22 protein-coding genes and 1 tRNA gene are annotated in these 24,487 nt (G+C 61.7%); 14 read left to right on the forward strand and 9 right to left on the reverse strand.

Going from position 1 to position 24,487, the window contains the following annotated elements; all coding sequences use genetic code 11:
- The first annotated feature begins 139 nt into the window (after positions 1 to 139).
- Genes lptF through O3306_RS14115 form a run of 7 tightly spaced genes read left to right on the forward strand, consistent with a single transcriptional unit; the run spans position 140 to position 8,263 of the window.
- Positions 140 to 1,261 carry an LPS export ABC transporter permease LptF gene (lptF, locus tag O3306_RS14085; protein ID WP_272008627.1) on the forward strand — a complete coding sequence of 374 codons (1,122 nt, stop codon included), beginning with the start codon at positions 140 to 142 and terminating at the stop codon, positions 1,259 to 1,261.
- Positions 1,258 to 2,349, forward strand: a complete 1,092-nt coding sequence (gene lptG / locus O3306_RS14090; RefSeq protein ID WP_272008426.1) for an LPS export ABC transporter permease LptG — start codon at positions 1,258 to 1,260, stop codon at positions 2,347 to 2,349. The genes lptF and lptG overlap by 4 nt, the downstream gene beginning before the upstream one ends.
- Complete coding sequence (locus tag O3306_RS14095) at positions 2,346 to 4,544, forward strand: LPS-assembly protein LptD (RefSeq protein WP_272008428.1); 2,199 nt, start codon at positions 2,346 to 2,348, stop codon at positions 4,542 to 4,544. Before lptG ends, O3306_RS14095 begins: the two co-directional genes overlap by 4 nt.
- A complete protein-coding gene (locus O3306_RS14100) occupies positions 4,544 to 5,854 on the forward strand; it encodes a SurA N-terminal domain-containing protein (protein ID WP_309503426.1) in 1,311 nt (436 codons plus the stop codon). Before O3306_RS14095 ends, O3306_RS14100 begins: the two co-directional genes overlap by 1 nt.
- Complete coding sequence (pdxA, locus tag O3306_RS14105; RefSeq protein WP_272008430.1) at positions 5,854 to 6,831, forward strand: 4-hydroxythreonine-4-phosphate dehydrogenase PdxA; 978 nt, start codon at positions 5,854 to 5,856, stop codon at positions 6,829 to 6,831. Before O3306_RS14100 ends, pdxA begins: the two co-directional genes overlap by 1 nt.
- Positions 6,828 to 7,667: a 16S rRNA (adenine(1518)-N(6)/adenine(1519)-N(6))-dimethyltransferase RsmA gene (gene rsmA, locus O3306_RS14110; RefSeq protein WP_272008433.1), complete on the forward strand. Its 840-nt coding sequence runs from the start codon at positions 6,828 to 6,830 to the stop codon at positions 7,665 to 7,667. The genes pdxA and rsmA overlap by 4 nt, the downstream gene beginning before the upstream one ends.
- Complete coding sequence (locus O3306_RS14115; RefSeq protein ID WP_272008435.1) at positions 7,664 to 8,263, forward strand: nucleotidyltransferase family protein; 600 nt, start codon at positions 7,664 to 7,666, stop codon at positions 8,261 to 8,263. Before rsmA ends, O3306_RS14115 begins: the two co-directional genes overlap by 4 nt.
- 6 nt (positions 8,264 to 8,269) lie before the next feature.
- Here O3306_RS14115 and O3306_RS14120 read toward each other — a convergent pair whose 3' ends face one another.
- The 3 genes from O3306_RS14120 to O3306_RS14130 form a co-directional block, all read right to left on the reverse strand.
- Positions 8,270 to 10,039 (reverse strand): Hint domain-containing protein, encoded by a 1,770-nt coding sequence (locus O3306_RS14120; RefSeq protein WP_272008436.1) that lies wholly within the window; start codon positions 10,037 to 10,039, stop codon positions 8,270 to 8,272.
- Between the two features lie 352 nt (positions 10,040 to 10,391).
- Positions 10,392 to 12,995: a Hint domain-containing protein gene (locus O3306_RS14125; protein ID WP_272008438.1), complete on the reverse strand. Its 2,604-nt coding sequence runs from the start codon at positions 12,993 to 12,995 to the stop codon at positions 10,392 to 10,394.
- A gap of 351 nt (positions 12,996 to 13,346) precedes the next feature.
- The gene (locus O3306_RS14130) at positions 13,347 to 13,559 is read right to left on the reverse strand and encodes a hypothetical protein (RefSeq protein ID WP_272008440.1); all 213 of its coding nucleotides are present in this window, start codon (positions 13,557 to 13,559) and stop codon (positions 13,347 to 13,349) included.
- A gap of 372 nt (positions 13,560 to 13,931) precedes the next feature.
- Here O3306_RS14130 and O3306_RS14135 point away from each other — a divergent pair, with 372 nt between their 5' ends.
- The gene (locus O3306_RS14135) at positions 13,932 to 15,146 is read left to right on the forward strand and encodes a pyridoxal phosphate-dependent aminotransferase (RefSeq protein ID WP_272008442.1); all 1,215 of its coding nucleotides are present in this window, start codon (positions 13,932 to 13,934) and stop codon (positions 15,144 to 15,146) included.
- Between the two features lie 53 nt (positions 15,147 to 15,199).
- On the opposite strand, the gene O3306_RS14140 is transcribed toward O3306_RS14135, so the two are convergent.
- Positions 15,200 to 15,285: transfer RNA gene (locus O3306_RS14140), tRNA-Leu, on the reverse strand.
- 152 nt (positions 15,286 to 15,437) lie between these two features.
- Here O3306_RS14140 and O3306_RS14145 point away from each other — a divergent pair.
- The 3 genes from O3306_RS14145 to O3306_RS14155 are packed head-to-tail and all read left to right on the forward strand — an operon-like array spanning position 15,438 to position 16,727.
- Positions 15,438 to 16,016, forward strand: coding sequence for a YqaA family protein (locus O3306_RS14145; protein ID WP_272008444.1), 579 nt, complete (start codon positions 15,438 to 15,440; stop codon positions 16,014 to 16,016).
- Between the two features lie 5 nt (positions 16,017 to 16,021).
- A complete protein-coding gene (locus O3306_RS14150) occupies positions 16,022 to 16,483 on the forward strand; it encodes a disulfide bond formation protein B (RefSeq protein WP_272008446.1) in 462 nt (153 codons plus the stop codon).
- A gap of 43 nt (positions 16,484 to 16,526) precedes the next feature.
- Complete coding sequence (locus O3306_RS14155; RefSeq protein ID WP_272008448.1) at positions 16,527 to 16,727, forward strand: hypothetical protein; 201 nt, start codon at positions 16,527 to 16,529, stop codon at positions 16,725 to 16,727.
- A gap of 7 nt (positions 16,728 to 16,734) precedes the next feature.
- On the opposite strand, the gene O3306_RS14160 is transcribed toward O3306_RS14155, so the two are convergent.
- Positions 16,735 to 17,163: an Lrp/AsnC family transcriptional regulator gene (locus O3306_RS14160; protein WP_272008450.1), complete on the reverse strand. Its 429-nt coding sequence runs from the start codon at positions 17,161 to 17,163 to the stop codon at positions 16,735 to 16,737.
- A gap of 116 nt (positions 17,164 to 17,279) precedes the next feature.
- Between O3306_RS14160 and rocF the strand changes: the two genes are divergently transcribed.
- Positions 17,280 to 18,209 carry an arginase gene (gene rocF / locus O3306_RS14165; protein WP_272008452.1) on the forward strand — a complete coding sequence of 310 codons (930 nt, stop codon included), beginning with the start codon at positions 17,280 to 17,282 and terminating at the stop codon, positions 18,207 to 18,209.
- Positions 18,210 to 18,230: 21 nt separating this feature from the next.
- Positions 18,231 to 19,286, forward strand: a complete 1,056-nt coding sequence (locus tag O3306_RS14170) for an ornithine cyclodeaminase (RefSeq protein ID WP_272008454.1) — start codon at positions 18,231 to 18,233, stop codon at positions 19,284 to 19,286.
- Between the two features lie 138 nt (positions 19,287 to 19,424).
- Here the strand turns inward: O3306_RS14170 and O3306_RS14175 are convergent, their stop codons facing one another.
- Positions 19,425 to 19,679, reverse strand: coding sequence for an EF-hand domain-containing protein (locus O3306_RS14175; protein WP_272008457.1), 255 nt, complete (start codon positions 19,677 to 19,679; stop codon positions 19,425 to 19,427).
- A 250-nt stretch (positions 19,680 to 19,929) separates the two neighbouring features.
- On the opposite strand from O3306_RS14175, the gene O3306_RS14180 reads away from it, so the two are divergent.
- Entirely contained in the window at positions 19,930 to 20,433 is a 504-nt protein-coding gene (locus O3306_RS14180) for an RNA polymerase sigma factor (RefSeq protein WP_272008458.1), read from the forward strand.
- Here the strand turns inward: O3306_RS14180 and O3306_RS14185 are convergent, their stop codons facing one another.
- The 3 genes from O3306_RS14185 to O3306_RS14195 form a co-directional block, all read right to left on the reverse strand.
- The gene (locus tag O3306_RS14185; protein ID WP_272008460.1) at positions 20,434 to 21,144 is read right to left on the reverse strand and encodes a class I SAM-dependent methyltransferase; all 711 of its coding nucleotides are present in this window, start codon (positions 21,142 to 21,144) and stop codon (positions 20,434 to 20,436) included.
- 122 nt (positions 21,145 to 21,266) lie between these two features.
- Positions 21,267 to 23,339 carry an ABC transporter permease gene (locus tag O3306_RS14190; protein ID WP_272008462.1) on the reverse strand — a complete coding sequence of 691 codons (2,073 nt, stop codon included), beginning with the start codon at positions 23,337 to 23,339 and terminating at the stop codon, positions 21,267 to 21,269.
- Positions 23,336 to 24,403 carry a quaternary amine ABC transporter ATP-binding protein gene (locus tag O3306_RS14195; RefSeq protein WP_272008464.1) on the reverse strand — a complete coding sequence of 356 codons (1,068 nt, stop codon included), beginning with the start codon at positions 24,401 to 24,403 and terminating at the stop codon, positions 23,336 to 23,338. Before O3306_RS14195 ends, O3306_RS14190 begins: the two co-directional genes overlap by 4 nt.
- Between the last annotated feature and the right edge of the window lie 84 nt (positions 24,404 to 24,487).

A 24,487-nucleotide genomic window follows, 5' to 3' on the forward strand; every position in this document is an offset into this window, starting at 1 on the left:
CTTTTCTCCTTGGTGAACGCTGCGCTGGCCAACCCTTGCCGACAGGTACAGTTAACAGTTTTCCCTGCTTACCAATTGCGATACCGTGCCGCAAAATATGGGGTAACGGGGGGCAGATGTGACCAGATTCGACAGATATATGCTGTCGCAATTCATGGTGCTGTTTGGGTTCTTCGCACTGGTTCTGGTTTCGATCTTCTGGATCAACAAGGCCGTGCGCATGTTTGACAGGCTGATCAGTGACGGCCAGTCGGCGTGGATCTTTCTGGAGTTTACCGCGCTGACCCTTCCGGGGGTAATTGGTGTGGTGTTGCCCATCGCCGCCTTCGCGGGCGCGGTTTATGTCACCAACCGGCTGAGTACCGAGAGCGAATTGACCGTAATGCAGGCAACAGGCTATTCGCCCTGGCGTATGGCACGTCCGGTCTTGTTCTACGGGATCATCATCGCATTGATGATGTCGCTATTGGCGCACTTCCTGATCCCGGCCAGCCTGCATCAATTGGAGATGCGCAAAGCCGAGGTGTCGCGCAACGTCACGGCGAAGTTCCTGACCGAGGGCGAGTTCCTGCATCCTGCATCCGGTGTCACCTTCTACATCCGCGAAATCACCACCGAAGGAGAATTGCGCAACGTTTTCCTGTCGGATCGGCGCGATCCCGAGAACGTCGTCACCTATACGTCTACCCGCGCCTTTCTGGTGCGCGAGGGGGGCAGTACCAAGCTGGTGATGTTGGAAGGGTTGGCCCAGACCCTGCGCCGAGATGGCTTGCGGCTCTTTACCACGCATTTCGACGATTTTTCTTATGACATCAGTCCGCTCATCACCCAGAATCGGGCCGATCCGGATGCCATCGGCTTTGCCAGCACGCAAGAACTGATCCGCGCGCCCGAGGTGGTGGCCGAACGAAATAACGCCACGTTGCCCATGGTGCTGCAGGAGTTGCACAACCGGTTCACGCAGCCGTTGATGTGCATAATTGCCGGGCTGATCGGCTTTGCCACCCTGCTGCTGGGGGGGTACAGCCGGTTCGGCGTCTGGCGGCAGATCATCACCGCCTTCGTACTGCTGGTCGGAATCAAGATGATCGAGGGGGCGGTAGCCGGGCCGGTCCTGTCCAGCGCGTCCATGTGGCCGCTTCTCTATCTACCATCGCTTTGCGGCTTTGCACTCAGCAGTGTGCTGCTGCACCTGGCTGCCAATCCCGTCATCCTGCGGCGCCTGTCAGGCCGATACAATCGGGCGGAGGGCGCGGCATGATCCTGCACTATTATTTCGCGCGCAAGTTCCTCTGGACCTTCCTCGGCATTGCCGGGGTGTTTGTCATCCTGCTGGCGCTGATCGACGTGGTCGAGGAATTGCAGGATTTTCCCGATCTGCCGGTCTGGGACGTGATCGAGATTGTCCTGCTGAACGTCCCCAATACGAATTACGAGATCTTGCCGCTGATCGTGATCCTCGCCGCCGTGGCACTCTTTGTGCGGCTGGCACGCACCTCTGAACTGGTCGTGGTGCGCGCTTCGGGCCGTTCGGGTCTGGGGGGATTGCTGGGGCCGATGGCAGTGGCGGCGGCAATTGGCATCGTGTCGATCACCGTGCTCAATCCGATCGTGGCGGCATCGTCGAAACGCTATCATGACTTGGTCAGCGGTCATCTCGGGGGCGGGACGAGTGTTCTGGCGATCTCGTCCGAGGGGCTTTGGCTGCGTCAGGGCAGTGCAATAGGGCAAACCGTGATTCACGCGACACGGGCCAGTTCTGACGTGAGCGTGCTATACGATGCAACCTTCATCGCCTTTTCGCCAGAGGGCGACCCGCTGCGCCGGATCACCGCGCGCACTGCGCGGCTGGGCGCCGGTGAATGGGTGCTGAGCGACGCAAAGCTGTGGGATCTGTCGGTCGACATCAACGCGGAATCCACTGCCCGCACCCTGCCAACCCTGAGCGTGCCTTCCGCGCTGACCCAGGACCGCATCATCGACAGCTTTGGCAAGCCTGAATACATTTCGCTTTGGGATTTGCCAGATTTCATTGCCCAGCTCGAAGAAGCAGGGTTTTCCGCGCGCCGCTACGCGGTCTGGTTCCAGATGGAGCTGGCCCGGCCGCTCTTTCTGATGGCGCTGGTGCTGGTAGCGGCTGCCTTTACCATGCGTCACGCACGCACATCGAATACCGGTTTGTCGGTTTTGTCGGCGATCATGCTTGGCTTCAGCCTCTATTACATGCGCAATTTTGCGCAGGTGTTGGGGGAAAACGGTCAAATTCCAATAGTACTGGCCGCCTGGGCACCGCCAGTGGCATCATTCCTGCTGGCCTTCGGAATATTACTGCATATGGAGGATGGATGACCTCTTCGCTCCGCCTTCTTTGCACGCTGGTCGTGGGATTGTTGCTCAGCCAGGTGCCGCCTGCCGCCGCGCAGAACCGTACAACTGCGCCCGAGCGGCAGCCGGCGATGCTGATCGCCGATGACGTCTATATTCTGGGCGATCAAACCCTGGTGGCCGAAGGCAACGTGGAAGCGGTCTATGAGGGCCAGCGCCTGACCGCGCAGCGGATCACCTACGACAGAACCAGCGAGCGGTTGCAGTTCGAAGGGCCCATCACTCTTCACGATGGGGCCTATACGGTCGTTCTGGCTGACAGTGCCGAGCTTGACCGCGACTTGCAAAATGGCATCCTGTTTGGTGCGCGGATCGTCATGGACGACCAGTTGCAACTTGCCGCACAGCAGATGAATCGTACCGATGGGCGCTACTCACAGCTCTACAAGGCTGCGGTCACCTCCTGCCATGTATGTAACGATGGCCGCCCTCCGCTTTGGCAGATCCGCGCGCGACGTATCGTGCATGACCAGGAGGCGCAGCAGTTCTACCTTGACGATGCGCAGTTCCGAGTCTTGGGAACGCCGGTCTTTTACGTTCCCCGATTGCGCCTGCCCGATCCGACACTGAAGCGCTCGACCGGTTTCCTGATCCCCTCGATCTACAACTCCACCCTGCTCGGGTTCGGGGTGAGAGTGCCCTATTTCTTCCGGATCGGCGATCACAGGGACCTGACGCTGACCCCGTGGCTGTCGAACAAGACCCGCACGATGGAATTCCGGTATCGCCAGGCATTTCGGCGCGGTGGTATCGAATTCGAGGGAGCGCTGTCGAACGACGATCTGAACCGCAGAGATAACCGAGCCTATGTCTTCGGGCGCGGCCTGTTCGAGATGGACAACGATTTCATCCTGCGCTTCGACGTCGAGGCCGTCAGCGACGATGCTTACCTGGTCGATTACGATTTCTCCTCCAAGGATCGGCTGGACAGCGAATTGTCGCTGGAGCGGGTCCGGCGCGACGAATGGATACGCGGCGCCGTCACCTATTTTCGCTCCCTGCGCGTCGGTGAAAGCAACGCGACGTTGCCGACAATCGTTGCCAACGCCGATTATGAACGCCGCATCTTCCCTACCAGTTTCGGCGGCGAGTTGCGCTATGCCGGACAGGCACATACCCATTACCGCACGTCGTCTCTGAGCACCGACGGGCCGGATGCGGATGTCTTTGCCGATGGCCGCGATGTCACCCGCCTGAGTGCCAGTGCCGACTGGCTGCGCAGCTGGACTTTGCTCGGCGGGGTTCGATCAACCTTCCAGACCGGCGTTGCCGTCGATCATTTCGAGATCGAGGGCGCGGGCACCACCAGCCTTTCATCGGTCACGGATGTGATTCCCTCTGCCGCGCTGACGTTTCGCCTGCCATTGGCCAAGACCACCGCGAGAGGTGTGTCACACGTGATAGAGCCTATGGTGCAGCTTGGCTGGGTTGGCGGCAGCACCCCGAGCATCGCCAATGATGAAAGCACGCGGACCGAATTCGACGAAGGCAACTTGCTGACCCTGTCGCGCTTTGCCGCGCAGGACCGGCGCGAGCGCGGTGCGATGGCGGCCTACGGGCTCTCCTGGTCGCGGTTCGATCCGAACGGGTTGAGCAGCTCAATCACCGTCGGGCAGGTCGTGCGAGACCGGGCGCAGCGCGAGCCCAATGGCGGGCTCACCTTCACCGATACATCCGGGTTGAGAGGGACATTCTCGGATATTCTCTTTGCAGCACAGATCAGCACCCAGAACGGGATGACGCTGACCGGGCGCGGGTTGTTCAACAATGCCTTCGACACCACCAAGGCCGAAGCGCGGGCCAGCTGGCACAACGAGTTCACCAATTTCGGCGCCACCTACATCTGGCTGGGCCGCGATGTGGCGGAAAACCGTCCGACCACCATATCGGAATGGGCGTTCGATGGCTCCTATCGGCTGTCGCGCCACTGGACCGGCAGCGCCCTTTGGCGGTACGACGTGGCCAGCGATCGCAACGTCAAAGCTGGCGTCGGCGTGGTCTACACGAATGAATGCGTCGAAATCGCGCTTTCGGCCTCGCGTCGGTTCACCTCTTCCACTATCCTGACGCCGTCGACGGATGTAAGCCTCACTGTCGGATTGCGCGGTTTCAGCACGCGCACCGAAGACAAAAGCTATGCGAGAACATGCGAGAATTGATGACCCAGATGATTTCCCCGATCCGCTCCTTCACCGCGATGCTCACTCTGGCGCTTGGACTGGGGCTTGGCCAGGCCCCTGCACCAGCATCGGCACAGGGGCTTTTCGAGCCGGTGATCAAGGTCAATGGCGATGCCGTCACACGGTATGAGTTGGAGCAACGCACTCGGCTGCTGACGCTGTTGCGCGCGCCGGCCGATCCTGCGCGTCTGGCCCACGATCAGCTGATCGAGGACCGGCTGAAGCTGCAGGCCGCAAAGGCCCAAGGGATCGCCGTCAGCGAAGAAGCCGTGCGGGAAGGCATGGAACGCTTTGCCAGTCAAGGCAACCTGACCGGCGATCAAATGATCAAGCTGTTGGCTCAGGGCGGCGTGGCCGAGCAGACCTTCTACGAATTCGTCCGCGCCGGCCTGACATGGCGCGAATTGACCCAGGCCCGCTTTGGACCCCGTGTTTCGGTCAGCGAGGAAGATCTGGAACGTGCGCGCGCGGCCATCAGTTCGGGCACCGGAGTGCGCGTGCTGCTGTCCGAGATCATCATTCCCTACACACCCCAAACCGAAGAGCAGGTTCTGAGCCGGGCCAAGCGGATTTCGGAAATGACATCCGAAAGTGCATTCAGCGCCCAGGCCCGGCAGTATTCGGCGACGCCGTCGCGTGATCGCGGTGGGCGCATGCCCTGGACGCCGATCACCAAGCTACCGCCGATCCTGCGCCCGCTGGTTCTGGGTCTGGCACCGGGCGAAGTGACCGAGCCGCTGCCGTTACAAGGTGCGGTCGCTCTCTTCCAGATGCGCGGAATCGAAGAGACGGATGTGCCCGAACCCGAATATGCCGCGATCGAATATGCCGCCTACTACATTCCCGGTGGCCGGACCGAGGCCGCATTGGCCCGTGCTGCGCAGATCGACGCCGACACCGATACTTGCGACGATCTCTACGGCATCGCGCAAGGCCAACCGCCGAGCGTGCTGGAGCGCGGATCGAAGGCACCGAGCGATATCCCCGACGATATCGCGATCGAGCTGTCGCGCCTTGATCCCGGCGAGATCTCGACCACGCTGACCCGCGCTAACGGCGAGACGCTGGTGCTGCTGATGCTCTGCGGCCGCACCGCGGTGCTGCCCGGTGCCGAGGAGCAGGCCGCACCCGCCGCCACCGGCGAGGGTGAGGAAGGCGCCGAAGACACCACCGCCGCGCCTGATGTGACGCAACAACTATCGATGCAGATCGCCAACCAGCGGCTGGACTCCTTCTCGCGAGGATATCTGGAACAGTTGCGCTCCGAGGCGCGGATCATCGAATACTGATGGCTGCGACGCTGCGTCCGATAGCCGTCAGTTGCGGCGAACCGGCTGGCATCGGGCCTGAACTGGCACACAAGGCCTGGGCTGCGCTCGGGACTGACCTGCCGTTTTTTCTGATCGGCGATCCGGCTCATGTGACCGCCGGTCCGATCGTCAAGATCAACGACCCAACACAAGCAGCAGAAGCCGCGCAGGATGGGCTGCCGGTGTTGCCCCATGCCTTTGACGGGCCACTGACGCCCGGCACCCCCAACCCCAGCCATGCCGCTGCCGTTATCAGCGCCATCGCCCGTGGCGTGGACCTGGTGCAATCTGGTGCCGCAAGCGCGCTCTGCACCGCGCCGATCCACAAGAAGGCGTTGCAGGACGGTGCCGGGTTCGCCCATCCCGGCCATACCGAATACCTGGCCCATCTGGCAGGGATAGCGCGCGTCGTCATGATGCTGGCCAGCGACCAGTTGCGCGTTGTGCCCGCAACCATCCATATCCCGCTCTCCGATGTGCCTGCCGCCCTGACGCGCGAATTGCTGACCGAGACGCTGCGCATCACCCATGCGGGCCTGATCCGCGATTTCGGCATCCCGACCCCGCGCATCGCCGTCGCCGGTCTGAACCCCCATGCCGGTGAAGGCGGCAAGATGGGTAGTGAGGAAATCACGCTGATCACCCCGGTGCTGGAGGCTTTGCGCGCAGAGGGGCTGGACCTGCGCGGCCCGCTATCGGCGGACACGATGTTTCACGCCGCCGCGCGCGCCGGCTATGACGCTGCCGTGGCGATGTACCATGATCAGGCGCTGATCCCGATCAAGACGCTGGATTTCGACCGCGGCGTTAACGTGACGCTTGGCCTGCCCTTCATTCGCACATCGCCCGACCACGGCACCGCGCTCGATATCGCGGGTCAGGGGATCGCCAATCCCAGTTCGATGATCGAGGCGCTGAAGATGGCCGCGCGGATGGCTGCGGCGCGCGGCGCATGAGTGCAATGGATACCCTTCCTCCCTTGCGGGACGTCATCGCGACACACGGGCTGGCAGCGCGCAAATCGCTGGGTCAGAATTTTCTGCTCGACCTGAACCTCACCGCCAAGATCGCAAGGCAGGCGGGCGATCTGACCGAGTGCGACGTGCTGGAGATCGGGCCCGGCCCCGGCGGGCTGACGCGCGGGTTGCTGTCAGAGGGCGCGCGGCACGTGCTGGCCATCGAAAAAGACCGCCGCTGCCTGCCCGCGCTGGCAGAGATCGCCGAGGCCTATCCGGGCCGCCTGACCGTTCTGGAAGGCGACGCGCTGCGGATTGATCCGCTGGCACATCTGACGCCGCCGATCCGGGTGGCGGCCAACCTGCCCTACAATGTCGGAACAGAACTGTTGGTACGCTGGCTCACGCCGCCCGAATGGCCACCATTCTGGCAAAGCCTGACGCTGATGTTCCAGCGCGAAGTGGCCGAGCGGATCGTGGCAAAACCGGGCAGCAAGGCCTATGGACGGCTGGCCTTGCTCGCCAGTTGGCGGTGCGACACGCAGATCGCCATGCATCTGCCACCTGGCGCGTTTACCCCGCCGCCAAAGGTATCGAGCGCAGTCGTGCATCTGCGCGCCCTGCCCGAGCCGCGTTACCCCGCAGACGCAAAACGGCTGGAAGCAGTCGTCGCCCGCGCCTTCAATCAAAGGCGCAAGATGCTGCGCGCCGCTCTCAAGGGGCTTGCCCCCGATATCGAAGACCGCCTGATCGCCGCCGGGATCGCGCCCACGGACCGCGCCGAAACCGTATCGCTGGAGCAGTTCTGCGCGCTGACGCGCACGCTGGAGGCATGAACATCGCGATCCTCATGCCCGCGGCTGGAGCCTCCTCTAGGATGCGCGGGCGGGACAAGCTGCTGGAACCTGTGGGCGGTGTGCCCCTTTTGGCGCGGCAGGTGGGCCGGGCGATGGCCACACAATTGCCGGTCTATGTGACAACCCGCGCGGATCGCCCTGCCCGTATTGCCGCGTTGAAGGCGCTGCCGCGAAACGGGCTTCACCGTGTCCCGGTCGGAACCCCGGACGAGGGGCTCGCCGCGTCAATCCGGGCCGGCCTTGCAGGCTTGCCGGCGGATACCGAGGCGTTGATGGTGCTTTTGCCCGACCTGCCCGACATTGGTACGGACGATATCCTTGCCATGATCGCAGCGTTCAGGAAATCTCCGGACCGCATTCTGCGCGCCGCGACCGAGGACGGCAGGCCAGGCCATCCCGTTATTCTGCCAAAACGAACGTTTGCTACGTTGGCACAGTTGCAAGGCGATACTGGGGCGGCGGCGCTGCTGCGCGCCAACCCACCCCGGCTGTTTCCCCTAACAGGGGAACGTGCGATTACCGATCTGGATACACCCGAGGACTGGGCAAATTGGCGGCGCAAGGGTGGGGTTTGAACCGGCTCAGCCCGCCTGTGCCACAAGCAACTGCGCCTCATGTTCGCGCAGGGAGCGGCGGGCGGCGCGATAGGCGCCGCGACCGCTCTCTGATGCCAATTCCGGGAAAAGCTCCAGCAACTCGCGCCGCTGGGCCGCGCCAACGCCACGCAGCGCCTCGGTACCGGGCTGAAAACTTTCGGCCCATGTGCCATCCGCAAGGATCACTTCGTGGTTTTCGAACATGATATGCACATAGGTGACCGCCGCGCCGGGGCGTTCCCAGATCACACCGTCCAGCCCTACCAGATGCTTGGCCGCGACCAGCACTTCGCGCTCGCCGAACATCATTTCGGACATTTCATTGGCCAAGAGCATCCGGTGGTTCGGACTGACCCACATGTCACGTTCGGGCATACCCTGCCCCAGCGCTCCGGCACGGATCAGCACAGGGCTGAGCCATTGCGAGCGCGACAGGTCATCAGCGCCGAGCGACTTTTCCCCGCGCCAGCAAATCTCGCGAATGCCGTTGTCGCGCGTGATCACCCTGTCGCCGGGGCGTAAGGCCTCGACCGGCACGATGCCGCGCGGGGTGGCGATACCGGTGCCGGGGGTAAAGCAGATCACCCGCTCGATCTCGGAAAACTCCATCGTGCTGGTGACGTTGCCGCCTGCGTCCAGAAATTCCACCCGCCCGGATTCCGGGCCGATATGAATCACGTTCTTGTCTACGCCAGAGAGGTCGAGCACGTCAATGTCACCACCATCGGCATCTTCGCCGCCAATGACAGTGTGGTTGCCGCCGGCCACCACGGTGAAGAGGTCCGATTGCGTGCCGCCCAGCAGCCGATCATCGCCCGGACCCGCGACAATCGTGTCCTCGCCGGTGCCCCCCTCGACCGTATCATCGCCCTGACCGCCAACAAGGCTATCTGCGCCACCCTGCCCGAGAATGAGATCATCACCCTGCCCGCCGATGATCGTGTCTGCACCTTCCTCGAAAGGCACCACAACTGCATCGTCGATCAGATCACCGCTAAAGCTGAACCCCGATTGCGAGCTACGCGTCTCCAGCGTGAACTCGATGAATTCGCGGTTCTCGAATTCGGCAGAAAACCAAGCATCCTGATCGTCGGGTGAGTTTTGCTCGGTGCCCGCTGCGGTGACGGCGCCGCCCGATTGCGTCAGGCTAACAGAGCTGCCCGCGGCAGTGGCAAAGCTGGTAAAGCTACCCGAGTCGATCGTCACGGATTCCTGATCGCCGACGCTGTTACGATCGAGGTCATTGACCGTTGCAGTGGAATTTAGCGCGACAGCATCGCCGGTCGCGGGGTCAAAGAATTCCAGTCTAAAGCTGGCGGTCTCGCCCCCTTGGCCGCTGCTGGAGCCCGAGCCGCTGTTTAGCAGTATCTCATAGCCGGTTCCGCCGGTCAGATCGACATTGAGATCCGTGTCACTCACCGCTGTCAGCACCAGCCGCGCGGAGATTGATGTGCCGTCCTCCAACGTGGCGACATCGCGGTAAACAGCCACATCACCGACCTGTGCGTCGTTATTGCCCGAGGAGCTGTCCGAGACACGGTTGCCCCAAGCAAGGATCAGCGGCGAGGCATCAATGCCCTGTGCAGTTCCTTCGCCGGCATCACCATAGAGCGTGTCGTTACCTCCACCGCCTTCGATGCTATCATCGCCCCCTTCGCCGGAGACTAGATCATCGCCGGCAAAGCTGCGGATCAGGTCGTCTTCATTGGTACCTTGCAGAGTATCATTGCCACTGCTTCCAGGAATAGTCGGCATGTTCGGACCCCCACCCAAACGTTTCAATCTCGACCGACGCGCTTGAGTGCTGGCAGCAATGCATGTCGGTCACATTTCACAAGTAAAGCATGGATTCCGGTATCCGAAGGGGAAAGAACCCGACGCTGCGTCATAAAGGTTCATCCGCATCCTCTAAGCGGATCTTTCGCGAAATTTCCGTTCCTTAGCGTGCAGGTACCGCAACAATGTCGCCGCAAGCGTGAAACTGTTTCCCAAAACGAAACAATCCCAGCGCAAGGCCGGGATTGTCGTCGTCGAAACCGATACAGCCCCCGTAACCGATTCCGTTGGTCAGTCCACCCGTGAGGGCGAACCGACCGGCTGCAAAGGGTTATTTGGTCAGCAGGCGCGCTTCGTGCTTTTTCAGCGAGCGACGCGCGGCCTGATAGGCCTCGATGCCTTCCATCTCACGTAGTTCGGGGAACAGCGAATAGATTTCATCACGTTGCTCGGTGCCCATGCCGTCCAGGGTCTGTTCGCCGGGCTGGAAGCTTTCGGTCCAGGACCCGTTGGACAGGACGACCTCGTGCTGGTCAAACATGAAGTGGATGTAGCTGACCGCGCCTGTATCAACAGCGTCGACACCTTCGAGCCCGGTCAGGTGCTTGGCAGCTGCCAGCACTTCGCGGTCCTCGAAATAGAGCGCCGATTTCTCGTTGTTGATCAGCACACGGTGGTTCGGGCTGACGAGCAGATCACGTTCGGGCAGACCACGGCCAAGGCTACCGGCGCGGATCAGGACCGGCTTGAGGTGCTGCGCCTGAAGCATCTCGCCACCTGCCAGATCGCGGCGTCCCAACCAGCGGATCTCCTGCAACCCGTTGTCGCGGGTAATGACCCGGTCGCCAACTTGCAGATCTTCCACGAGACGCTCGCCTTTTGGCGTTGCAATCACGGTACCCGGTGTAAAGCACGGAATGATTTTTTCGATTTCCTGGAAGGTCATCGACCCCGTCACCGCGCCGCCCGGCGCGTCAAGAAAGTTCACCGTGCCGCTTGTCGAATTGCCATCGGGGTCTACCGTTTCACCCACGATCTCGAAATCACCAACCCCGGTCAGGTCGAGCGTATCGAAATCGTCGCCGCCCGAACCACCATCGGCATTATCGCCGTAGCCGTCCGAAGCCGAACCGATGATGAACGTATCACGCCCGGTATCGCCCGACATGTCGTCCGCGCCGGCGCCGCCGATAATCACGTCGTTGTCTGCGCGGCCTTCGATTGTGTCATTGCCGTCGCCACCAAGAATGGTGTCATCACCATTACCGCCTCGCAGGCTGTCGTCGCCTTCGTCACCCATGATCGAGTCGTTGCCGTCCTGTCCACGGATGAAGTCGTCGTCGATGCCGCCTGAAAGCGTGTCGTCGCCGGTGCCACCGAGGATAGTGTCGTTGTCGTCCTCACCAAAGATCAGGTCATTGCCCGCACCGCCGTCGATGTAATCGTCGGCATTTTCAAGCTCTGGATCGATCGCGTCAGGGATGTTGGCTGCCGGGATATTGACGCCACCATAGATCGTGTCGTCGCCGTCGCCACCGTAGACAGTATCGCTGCCTTCACCTGAAATGATTACGTCATCGCCGGCACCGCCACTGATTTCGTCATCGTCCATACCGCCGTCGATATAGTCATCGCCGGCACCGCCGGTGATGGTGTCTGCATCGTCACCGGTAAAGATGGTGTCGTTACCGGCGCCGCCTGCAACGAGGTCGCGATCGTTGTCCACGTCGGGATCTTCCGGAACAATCGTGCCGAACCCGTCATCAGGCAGCGGAAAGTTGGGATCTCCGGGCTCTCCGACAGGTGCCGAAGTGTCAATATAGTCATCGCCACCACCACCAAGAGCGGTGTCCTGACCGTCACCACCAAGCAGCGTGTCATCGCCTGGGCCACCAACGAGCGAATCGTCGCCATCGCCACCGTCGAGTTCGTTGTCGCCGTTGCCGGCGATCAGCACGTCATCGCCGCCTTCGCCCATCAGCGTGTCGTCGCCGTCGCCGCCATTGAGCGTATCATCGCCTTCGGCAACGACAGGGAAGGTATCGAAATACACATCTGTCAGCTTGATGCCCGACGTTGCAGGGCCGTCCTGGCTGTGTTCGACGATGATCTCGGACACCGGGCCCGGAATATCAACGAGGACCGAGTACGCGGGCGACGAGTCGTCAGCGTAGCCGCCACTGCTGTCCGCGGTGTCGGCACCAGCGACGGCGTCAGTGTCGAGCAGCGTCACGTTCGGGCCTGCGGTCAGGTTGACGGTGATCGTGTTGCCATCCGCATCGAGCGCGGTCACTTTCACGATGCCATCGCCGTCCACGTCATTGATGCGGAACGAAACATTTTCAACCGGGCGGTCAAAATCGAGATTGAACTGGTTGCTGTTCCCCGGCTGGCTCAGAACATTGTCGAGCGAGCTGTTGGGGTTGGGCGCGGCGCCGTCGGTTGCCACACCATCCACAAGGTGGAAATTGGAGGCGAACACTGTGGCGTCACCACCGGTGCTGGTGGACGAGAACGTCACATCAACATTGCCGGTATTTTGCGTGAAGCTACCGAATTCGTCCTGATCGTCGATACCGGGCGTGCCATCGTCACCATCCGGATCGGGTGCGGCGTCCCAGCGGAACACTTCGCGCACGGGGATATTGTCGGTGATATCACGGTCGCCAAGGATCAGGTCGTCGCCTTCGCCGCCGCTCAGGTCGTCATCGCCTGCCCCACCAAAGATTTCATCATCGCCAGCACCGCTATGGACCGTATCGTTGCCGTCGCCAGCGTTTACGATATCCTCATCGCCACTCTCGCCCGGGAGGTTGGCATCGCCGTTATCGATCCGATCACCGTCCGGATCGCCGCTGTAACCAAGATCAATGTCGTTTGCATTTGCATCGCCTTCAACAACGCCGGCACCGGTGTCCGTTCTATCAATACCCATGGTCTTTTCCTCCTAATACAGCCGTTTCCGGCGCACCGCTCGATCGCGGACAAATGTCATGCCACCGACGATACCGGCACTCACTCAGCGACCAGCACCAACCACACGTGAAAAACATAGGAGATCGACATCCGTACCCACGGCACAACTGTCCATCATGGGCGGGGCCCACAATTCGCATTTTCTACGCATTGCCAACGCAACACGGCGAACACACGTCTCCCACATCATCTGATGTGCAATTCGCGCGGTCGCCCCCGTGACCACAAACATCGCCCCCCAGTTGGGCAAGGCTTTTGTATGCGTCGGCCCGACCCATTCAAAGTGAAATTTGTCCGAAAAGTGTTCGCATCAAGCCGCTTGTGCCTCTTTGTCGGCACGTTTCGCCATGAATTCGGCACAGGTGAGGCGTGATTGTTTCCATATTGAAATTCCACGGTTTTCGCGAAAATCCATGTAAATCTGCCGAATGGTGAAAGATACCCGACACGTTTCCACGATCCATGGGCGTTCCGCTGTTTCCATATCAGAAACGATGCCTCTTTTCGCGACCATGGCAATCATGTCGGGAATGGGGCAAGCGCACTGTTCCCATATACGCACCAATCACCACTACCCATCAACTTTGATGAGGCTCAAGAAACCAATGAGCGATTCGCCGCCGAGAACCGGGCGGAGACTCGATCAGGTTGCCCGGTTACAAACCAGATCGGACCACGCCCTGAGGCGCACACACCAATCCCCCTCAATCCCCGCCGCGCGCAGTCCCGCAGCCTCGCCCCTTCGAGCCAAGGACGCGCCAATCGGTCGGTTGCGGACTATTGAAACCGAACCGGATGATGTGAGCAGTCTCAAATGCCAATTTTCCTCTGGCATCGGAGCGGCATATGGGTGCAACTCAACACCACAACCACGCCCGCTAAAGAGGAAAACCGCATGTCTGTCGAAATCAAGTTTCAGAAGCTGGCAACGGACAACGCACCCGGCCAGGAGGTCCGCCAGAAGTCATCCGACCTGGACGCTCGCTTCATCGGCGAGCCATTGACTGGCCGCCCTGTTGATTTCTCTCATGGTGACGTAGACGCGCATGCCCCTGCACCGGCCAGCTTCGAGGCGTTTTCCGCAGGCGTCTCCAAGGGAGGCACGCAGGCTTATACGGAATATCGCGGGGATCGAGAAATCCGCGAGGCCGTCGGCACGCGGCTGGCCGCATTCACTGGTGCGCCAGTGAACGCCGATGACGGGCTGATCATCACGTCCGGCACTCAGGGCGCGCTGTTCCTGGCCGTTGCCGCGACGGTGACGCGCGGCGACAAGATCGCGATTGTTCAACCCGACTATTTTGCCAACCGCAAACTGGCCGAGTTTTTCGAGGCCGAGATCATCCCGGTGCAGATGGCTTATGAGACCACCACAGACCACGCCGGTCTGGACCTGGGGCAACTGGAGGACGCCTTTCGCGCCGGTGCCCGGGCCTTCTTGTTCTCGAACCCGAACAATCCCGTTGGCGCGATCTATTCGGCCGACGAGATTTCCCAGATCGCCACGCTCGCAGGCCGCTACGATGCAACGGTGATCGTTGATCAGCTCTATTCGCGCCTGTGCTACGATGGCGCGGACTATACCCATCTGCGTGCCGAAGACATGGACCCAGAAAACATCGTGACCATCATGGGGCCGTCCAAGACCGAATCCCTCAGCGGATACCGATTGGGCGTCGCCTTCGGGTCGCCCACGATCATTGCCCGGATGGAACAGTTGCAAGCGATCGTCTCGTTACGCGCCGCGGGATATTGCCAAGCGGTCCTGCGAACATGGTTCAACGAGCCCGATGGCTGGATGGCCGACCGGGTCGCACAGCATCAGGGGATACGCGACGATCTGCTGACCGTTTTACGCGGCATCCCCGGTTGTTCCACGCGCAGCACTCAGGCGGGCAGTTACATTTTCCCGAAACTGCCCGAACTGACGCTTACACCAATGGATTTCGTCAAGGCGTTGCGATTGCAAGCGGGAGTTATCGTCACCCCGGGCACGGAGTTCAGCCCGTACAGCGCGCGCAGCGTCCGGCTGAACTTCTCTCAGGATCACTCCGCTGCTGTCGCCGCGATGAAGCGCATGGCCGCCCTCATCGAACGGTACCGCGCATGACGCGCCCCGGTATGAAACTACGATCATCGATCTGCGGAGAATGGCATTGCCATTGGTACCCAAGGCCGGACTCGAACCGGCACGCCTGTTAAGGCGGGGGATTTTGAATCCCCTGCGTCTACCATTCCGCCACTTGGGCACGTTCCCTTCCTCTAGCAATGCCCGCCCGGTCCGTCCAGCCCCCAAGCCAGTGCGGATGCTGTTTTTTTCCGTCACGACAGCGCTCCGTGCTTGACCCTTCCGGCGCTGCATGGTCAGAGGCAGAGACCCGAAAACAAGGACTCCGGCGCGATGCTCAGACGGCTTTACGATTGGACGATCCGCATGGCGCATCATCCCCAGGCTCTCTGGGTACTGGCCCTTGTCGCGTTTATCGAAAGCTCGGTCTTTCCGATTCCCCCTGATGTGCTGATCATCCCGATGATCCTGGCGCGGCCCAACCGGGCGTGGCTGATCGCAGGTGTGGCGCTGCTGGCCTCGGTGGTGGGCGGCTTGCTGGGCTATGCGATCGGGGCGCTGGCCTACGAGCAGATCGGCCTGCCTATCCTTGAATCCCTGGGCAAGGGCGATGCGGTTGCCGCATTCAATACCCGCTTCAACGATCTGGGTTTCTGGGCTGTGCTGACCGCAGGTGTTACCCCCTTCCCCTACAAGGTGATCACGATCATGTCGGGCTGGACCGGCATGCCGCTGGCGACGTTCATTGTCACGTCGATCATCGCGCGCGGTTTGCGGTTCTTCATCGTGGCGTGGCTCTTGTGGAAATTCGGCGCGCCGATCCGCGACTTCATCGAAAAGCGGCTGGGCCTGCTGTTCATCCTGTTCGTGGTCTTGCTGTTCGGCGGGGTCTATGTGGTGAAATTCCTATGAATGATATGGCGCGCACCAAACTGATCATGATTGCGGCGGGTGGCTCGGCGCTGCTGCTGTTGGGGGCGTTCGCCTTTCAGCACATCGGCGGACTCGCGCCCTGCAAGATGTGCCTCTGGCAGCGCTGGCCCCACGCCGCCGCCGTGTTGATCGGCGCTGCGGCACTGGCAATGCGTGGCCCCGCCCTGCCCGTCATGGGTGCGCTGGCAGCTCTTACGACAGCCATCATCGGCGGGTTCCACGCAGGCGTCGAGCAGGGCTGGTGGGAAGGCCCCGCCTCTTGCACCGGCGGCAACGGTCTGGGCGGGATGAGCGGTGCGGATCTGCTCAGCATGGGCGGACCAACCGGCATCGTCATGTGCGATGAGATCGCGTGGCAGATGCTGGGCCTGTCGATGGCCAGCTGGAACATGCTGGCGTCGCTCGCTCTGGCTCTGCTTTGGGTGATGGCAGCGCGACGCGGCTGACGCAGCTTGACCTCTCACGGGGCCACATCCTGCCGTCACGCCCGTGCTGAACCTCGATCCCCTCCACTATACCTCCCCCGACATCCATGCGCAGGATGTCACCCGCATTTTTGCCCGCACATGGCAGCTCATCGGCCCGGCCTCGCGCCTGCTAGAGCGCGGCAACTACATCGCCACCGAAATCGCCGGGCAGAAAGTATTCGTGGTCATGGCCCGGGACCGGCTGCGCGCCGCACAAGGCTGACTCGCCGTCAGCCAGCCGATTTTCGCGTGCTCAACAGAAGGTTCGTCTCGCTGCTGACGATCCCCTCAAAGCGCCTGATCTGCGCCAGCACCTTGTCCAGTTCCTCCAGCGTCGCGGTTCCGATCTCGACGATCACATCCCAGCGGCCATTCGTCGTATGGGTCGCGCGCACCGCGCTCAATCCGTTCAACTGTCGCACCACGCGGTCCGCCCCCCGCCCTTCGATCCCCAGCATCATCAAGCCGCGCACTGGGTCGCGCGCCACGTCCTCCTTGACCACCACGGAAAAGCCGACAATCTCGCCAGACCGTTGCAGCCGTTCGATCCGGCTGCGTACTGTTGTCCGCGACACCCCAAGCCCCAGCGCCAGATCAGACAGTGACGCGCGCGCATCATGGCGCAGCGCCGAGAGCAATCGGCGGTCCGTTTCGTCCATTTCGCCACTCCTTAATTCCGTTTCGGTCAATCTTGTTCCGATCAGTACAAAATGCTCGCTTACATTCAACCGATTTGCCCGTATTTTCACCTCAACAGAGGAAAGAGAGGCAAATCATGACACGAAAGACATGTATACTGGTCGGTGCGCCAGTCGATTGCGGCAAACGTCGGCAAGGCTGTCTGATGGGGCCTGACGCCTACCGTGTCGCGGGCATCTCATCTGCGTTGACCGATCTTGGTCTGGACGTCCGAGACATCGGCAATGTCGCACCCGACGACGCCACAGCGCCAGACACGCTGCCCGATGTCGTCTACGAATCCGCCCGCATGATCGGCTGGACCTCAGCACTGGCGCGCACCGCCGAAGAGGCAATGCCGCAGGGTACGCCGATCTTTCTGGGGGGCGACCACGCGCTGTCGCTGGGGACCGTCGCCGGAGTGGCAAACCACGCCGCCAAGGAAGGCCGCCCGCAATTCGTGCTCTGGCTTGACGCCCATAGCGATTACCACACGCCGCAGAGCACGGCGACGGGCAACCTGCATGGCACGCCGTTGGGGTATGTCACGGGACGTGAAGGCTTTCACGGATTCCCCAAAGTCGCCAATCCGGTGCCACAGGGCAATATCTGCATCATCGGCCTGCGGTCGGTAGATGCGGCCGAGCGCGAAGACCTGCAGGGCAGCGACATCCGCTACCACGACATGCGCAGCATCGACGAGGTCGGCATCGCCCGCCCGCTGGAGACATTCCTGCGCGACGTGGCAGCGGCGAACGGCATGTTGCATGTCTCGCTCGACGTGGATTTCCTCGACCCGAGTATTGCTCCGGCTGTCGGCACCACGGTGCCCGGAGGCACGACGATCCGCGAGGCGCATCTGGTGATGGAAATGATCTGTGACAGCGGTCTGATGACCTCGCTCGATCTGGTCGAGTTAAATCCGTTCCTCGATGACCGCGGCCGCACCGCGCAGGTGATGGTCGATCTGGCCGCCTCGGCACTGGGCCGTCGCGTATTTGACCGCCCGACACGCGCCTATTCCTGACTTGCCCAAAGGATGACTGACATGACCAACCTCTCTCCCTCTGAAAAGGCCCTCGTGCCCTTCGTCAGCGTGGATCACATGATGCAACTGGTGCATCATATCGGAATCGAACCGATGCTGATCGGCCTTGCAGATTACATCGAGGCCGATTTCAAGCGATGGGAGCTCTTTGACAAGACGCCCCGCATTGCCAGCCACTCCGCTGAAGGCGTGATCGAGCTGATGCCGACCTCGGATGGCGAGGTCTACGGGTTCAAATACGTCAACGGACACCCCAAGAATACAAAGCAAGGGTTGCAGACGGTCACCGCGTTTGGTCTGCTCGCCAATGTCGGCAACGGATATCCCGTATTGCTGAGCGAGATGACCCTGCTGACGGCGCTGCGCACCGCGGCCACTTCGGCGCTGGTGGCGCGCTATCTCGCGCCCAAGGGCAGCACGACGATGGCGATGATCGGCAACGGCGCGCAGTCCGAATTCCAGAGCCTTGCGATGAAGGCGATCTGCGGCGTCGATACCGTACGCCTGTATGACATCGACCGCGCAGCAACCCAGAAGGCGGCCAGAAACCTGTCGGGCATGGGGCTGAAGGTCGTCGAATGCGACAGCGCCGAGGCGAGCATGGAAGGTGCGCAGATCATCACGACCTGCACCGCAGACAAGCAGTATGCGACCATCCTGACCGACAACATGATCGGCTCGGGTGTGCATATCAACGCCATTGGCGGCGACTGCCCCGGCAAGACGGAACTGGCCCCGGCGATCCTGGAACGTTCGGAAATCTTTGTTGAATTCCCGCCCCAGACCCGCATCGAGGGAGAGATTCAGCAGATGCCTGAAGATCACCCTGTTACCGAGCTGTGGCAGGTGATGAGCGGCACCGCTAAGGGCCGTACAAGCGCCGGCCAGATCACGCTGTTCGACAGCGTCGGCTTCGCCATCGAGGATTTCAGCGCCCTGCGCTATGTCCGCGCCAACGTGGCGGGCACGGAGTTCTATCACGATCTGGACTTGCTGGCCGATCCTGACGATCCGCGCGATCTGTTTGGCATGCTGAAACGCGCGACACCGAAGTAGGACGTTTCGCGCCCTATTTGGTACGGTGCGGCGGTACATCTGCGTACCGACTACCGGCAGGCGAACCGCCGAAAGGCCCCCGGCCCGCGCCTCTATGGGGAAGAGAATATACGCGGCCCGGGGGGACGGAACGGTTGGTTAGCCGTCCGTCGCAGCGGGGATCAGGCCATTTTCCTGCCCAGCCGCCATCTCGGCATCATCGAGCGCGCCGTCACCGTTGACGTCGATCTCGCTGAATACTTCGTTGCTCATTTCGGGATAGACGGCGCGGACTTCCTCTATGGTCATCAGCCCGTCGCCGTTGGCGTCGATCTCGACGGTGCTGTCGCTCATGGCAGCGGCGGATTGGGCCAGCGCGCCCAGCCCGATGAGGATTACGATAAACTTGGTCATGTCAGGTCTCTCCTGTCATTTCGGTTACGGGCAGGCCTCATGCCTGCCTCACCTCACAAGACGCGCGGCCAAGGCTTTGCGTCCGCAGCGGAATTTCGCGCAGCGGGCGCTTGCCGATCGCCGGGCACGGTTCCGGCGCCTCACCGCCCAAAAAGACCGCATAGGATGTATCGGCGGAAAGCCCCCAATTGCAGGCTGCACGAACTGCGCGCAGGTTCGGGCAAATTTCCCCTGCCTGCGAGGTTCTCCGATGCCCTGTCCGACGCCCCTGCCCGACGCGCTGAGCGCCCTGCATACCGATCTGCTGCGCCTTGCCCGCCGCCTTGCCGGAAACGAGGCCGAAGCCCAGGACGTGACACAAGAGACATTATTGCGTCTCTGGCAGCGGCAGACGGCGCTCGCGGAGGTAGACGATCTGCGGGCCTATGCCCGCGCCACCCTGCGCAACGTCTTTCGCGCCTCGAAGCGCCGTGCGCCGATGCTGTCCGATACCGACGCGCCAGAGCCATGCGCCGATCCGGCCGTCTTTGGCGTGATCGCCCTGCGCGAACTGGACGCTGCGATCGCACGCCTGCCATGCGATCAGGCGGCGTTGATGCGACTGGTGGCGCATGGCGAGACCAGCCCGCAGCTTTTGGCACAAAGGATCGGCTGCCCGCGCGGAACCATCATGTCACGCCTTGCGCGCGCCCGGGCGCAATTGCGCTGCGAAATGGGGATGGGCACGGATGCGCCCGTCAGATCTCTGCTGTGATCAATCCGCTGATTTGCGCGCCACGACGAACCAGCCGAAAGTCTGCAATTCGGCCGATTTTCGGTTCATCCGGTCCCCATCGGCGCTGGCCACCATCCGCACCCAGAGGCGCGTGATGTTGGTCAGGATCAACAGCACCGGGTCAGGAAACCATGCGCCGAATTGCCGGCGCACCTTGGACACGCGGCCCAGCTCCTGATCGACGGAATCAAAGAACCCGCCATTGGCCGTCAGTTCCGTAATCTCGAACCCCAGACGCTCCAGATGATGCCGGTAGAAATACTGCGAAAAGCCAGTGCAGAAATGGTAGGGGCTGAAATGCGTGACCGAATTGAACGGCGCGGTCAGGATCATCTGCCCGCCGGGTTTGGTCAGGCGCGCCATCTTTTCGACCGCGCGGACCGGGTCGACCACATGTTCCAGCACTTCCGAGCAGAACACGGTATCGAACTGCCGGTCCTCGGGGATATCGTAGAGGTCGCAAACGAAATCCAGTTGGCTGGTGTCCCACTTGTCAGTTTGCAGCCCCTTGCCATCGCCCGAGCCGTCATATTCCGCGATGTCCTGCGCGAGATACTCCAGATGGCTGCAATAGGGTTTGTAGGCGCATTCGCCCGCCCCCACGTCCAGCAGGCTGGAGCCGTCAGGCAGTGCGCGCAGGGTCTTCGAGATCCAGTTGATCCGCGCCTGATGGTTCTTCAATCGCTTCATTGTCTCGCGTCCCCGGGTTTTGGCTGGGCCTGCAATGCCACAGTCGCATGGGTTTTGGCTAGAGGCGATCGTGCGGCACGACCGATCTCGCCCGCGTCAGACAATATTCGATAACCCAGCTATCACAGCCCCAGCGCCTTGCGTCTCTCCGTGGCGAACCCCTGCACCAGTCGGTCCGCAACAAGTGCGAGGATCGCCATGCAAGCCCCCGATGTGATGCCAAGCCCGACATCCGCCTGGCTCAGCGCGAGGTAGATCGACTGCCCCAGCCCGGTCGTGCCGATGAGCGCCGCGATGACCAGCATCGCAAAGGCGTAGAGGATCGTCTGGTTCAGCCCCAGCAGAATCGTCGGCGCGGCGTAGGGCGCGCGCACCTCCACCATCGTTTGCCAACTGGTCGCCCCGGACGACACTGCCGCTTCGATCAATTCATCCGGCACCGTGACCAGCCCGTGCCGCGTGTAGCGGATCATCGGGACGATGGCGTAGAAGCAGATGGCGAGAAAGGCAGAGAATTCACCGATCTGGAAGAACATCAGCACCGGGATGAGGAAAACAAAGAGCGGGATCGTCTGCAACATGTCGCAGATCGGGCGCACGAAACGCCACGCCAGCGGGCTCATCGCGCAGACAAGGCCAATGGCGCCGCCAAACACGGCGCAGGTAAGCACCGCTGCGCCGGACAGGTAGAGCGACAGCAGCGCCTTGTCCCATAGCCCGCTCAGCAACACCGCCAGCAGCATCAGAACCGCGAACTGCGCCAGCTTGCGCCCGCCCGCCACCCAACCGATGGCGCCGGCCCCGACCAGCACGAAAGGCCACGGCAGATCGGCTATGCCGGTCTCGATCACGCCGGCGGCGATCACCAGCATGATGCCCGCGGCGATGTTGCCCCGCAGTGCCAGAACCGCACCCAAGGCTGCCGCGGCCCCAAACAGCACCAGGCTCATGCCAAAGGTCCATTGAAATCCCCAGGTAAAGGGCAACACCGCACCGTCAAGACCGATCCGCAGCGGCAACAAGCCATAGAACATTGCGCCGTTCTTGAGCCCGTCGAGGGCCGAGCCGTTTGCCACCGTGAACGCGCTCAATCCGCTATCAACCCAATCGGCTGTCGGTTGCAGCAGCGTCAGCGACGCAGGCTCGGGAAGGCGCGACCAGAACACAATCGCAATGACACCGGCCACCGCGATGATCGCGCCCGAAATACGTTTCGAATGGCGCTGGCGGTCTTCTGCCATCTGGCCGCTGATCCGGTCGATCACGATGGCGAACACCACGATCACCAGCCCCGCCAGCAGCGCCTGACCGAACTGCGCTTTGCGCATGGTCAGCAACACTTCCCAGCCGATATCGTTAAATCCGCCAATCACGGCGGCGATGATCACCATCGACAGGGCCGCCATCAGGCATTGGTTGACGCCAACCATGATCTGCTGACTTGCCGAAGGGATTTCCACCAAGAACAGTTGCTGCATTCGGGTGCCGCCCGACATGATCGCGGCCTCCTTGACATCGCTTTCGACCCGTTCCAGGCCAAGCATCACGTTGCGCGCCATCGGCGGTGCCGCATAGATCGCGCTGGCGATCAGCCCGACCACCGGACCGAACCCGAAGAGCAGTAACAAGGGCGTGAGATAGGCGAATGTGGGCACCGTCTGCATCACGTCCATCAGCGTCTGCACGGCATTGCGGACGCGCGGCACCTCGTTGGCCAGGATACCCAAGCCGCCCCCGAATAGCAGCGCCAGCGGCACCGACACGGCAACCAGCGACAGCGTGTTCATGCTCTCGTCCCAGTAACCGGAACTGACAACGAAGCTGAGCCCCAGGAATGACAGCGACGCCAGCGACCAGCCGCCCACATACCAGCCAAGGGCTGTCACCAGCCCGATCGACAGGGGCCACGGGATACCGTTGAACAGGATATTGGCCCATTCCATCGGATAGGCCAGTGCACGAGAGAAGAATCTTGCCACCGGTTTGATCAGGTTCAGCAGCCACTCCAGCGCCGCACCAATCCAGTCCGATGCGGGCAATGCCCAGCCTGCGGGATACTTCACCAGCCAAGGCCAGACCGGTGCCAGAGCCATGCAGAGCGCGCCGATGATCAGCACCACCAGCGCAGCCTTTGCTCCAGTCGTCAGATGAATGCCACCATGTGCGGTGTCCTGCGCTACGGTGGGCGCGCTCATGCTTCGTCCACCTGCAACGCGGCTGACAGATCAGAGGGGTGCACCACGCCGATGATCTTGCCGTCGGCATCATGCACCGGCACCGGCTGATAGAGCGAAATGCACGCAGCCAGCGCTTCTTCCAGCGTCATGTCCTGCCTTATGCCCGGATCGTCGGGCATGTTGTCGGGGGCCTCGCTCAGCGGTCTGAGGACCGAGCTAATGCGCGCGTGACGCCCCTTGACCACATCCTTGGAAAACTCGCGCACATAGTCATCCACGGGTTTTAGCACGATTTCGGTCGGAGTGCCGATCTGAACGATGCGACCGTCGCGCATGATCGCGATCCGGTCGGCGATCTTCAGCGCCTCGGCAATATCATGGGTGATGAAGATGATGGATTTCTTAAGCGTCGCCTGAATCTTGATGAATTCATCCTGCAACTGCCGCCTGATGAGCGGGTCAAGTGCGCTGAATGGCTCGTCCAGGAACCAGATATCGGGGTTGACGGCCAAACTGCGGGCGATGCCCACACGCTGCCGCTGGCCGCCGGACAATTCCCTTGGATAGGCGGTCTCGCGCCCTTCCAGCCCGACAAGACCGATCACCTCATGCGCGCGCTTCAGCCGGTCGCGCTTGCCCTGCCCCTGCATCTTGAGCGGAAAGGCCACGTTCTCGGCCACGGACATATGCGGAAACAGGCCGAAATGCTGAAACACCATCCCCAGCTTGCGGCGGCGCAGCTCGATCATCTGCGCCTTGCTGGCGTCAAGGATGCTCTGGCCGTCGATGTCGATGGCTCCGCCGGTCGGCTCGATCAGTCGCGAGATGCAGCGCACGATGGTGGATTTACCCGAGCCCGACAGGCCCATGATTACGAAAAGCTCGCCGCGTTTCACGTCGAATGTGGCGTCCTGTACCGCCGGGATCAAACCGTCCTCGCGCAGCGTGTCGGCGGCCGATTGCGACTCGCCGCCTGACGCAGCGAGTGCCGCCTTGAGCTTTGACTTGGCGTTCGGACCAAAGACCTGCCAGACCCCCCGGCAACTTATCGCAGGTTGGTCCGCGCGCGTGTCATCACCCATGTTTTTCCCCTGATTTCATTGGCTGAAATTCTGTCGTTCAAGACAGCACGCCCCGGAACTTAGATCGGGACGCGCTGGAATCAT

It is taken from the genome of Roseovarius sp. ZX-A-9 (assembly GCF_028369135.1).
GTDB lineage: Bacteria > Pseudomonadota > Alphaproteobacteria > Rhodobacterales > Rhodobacteraceae > Roseovarius.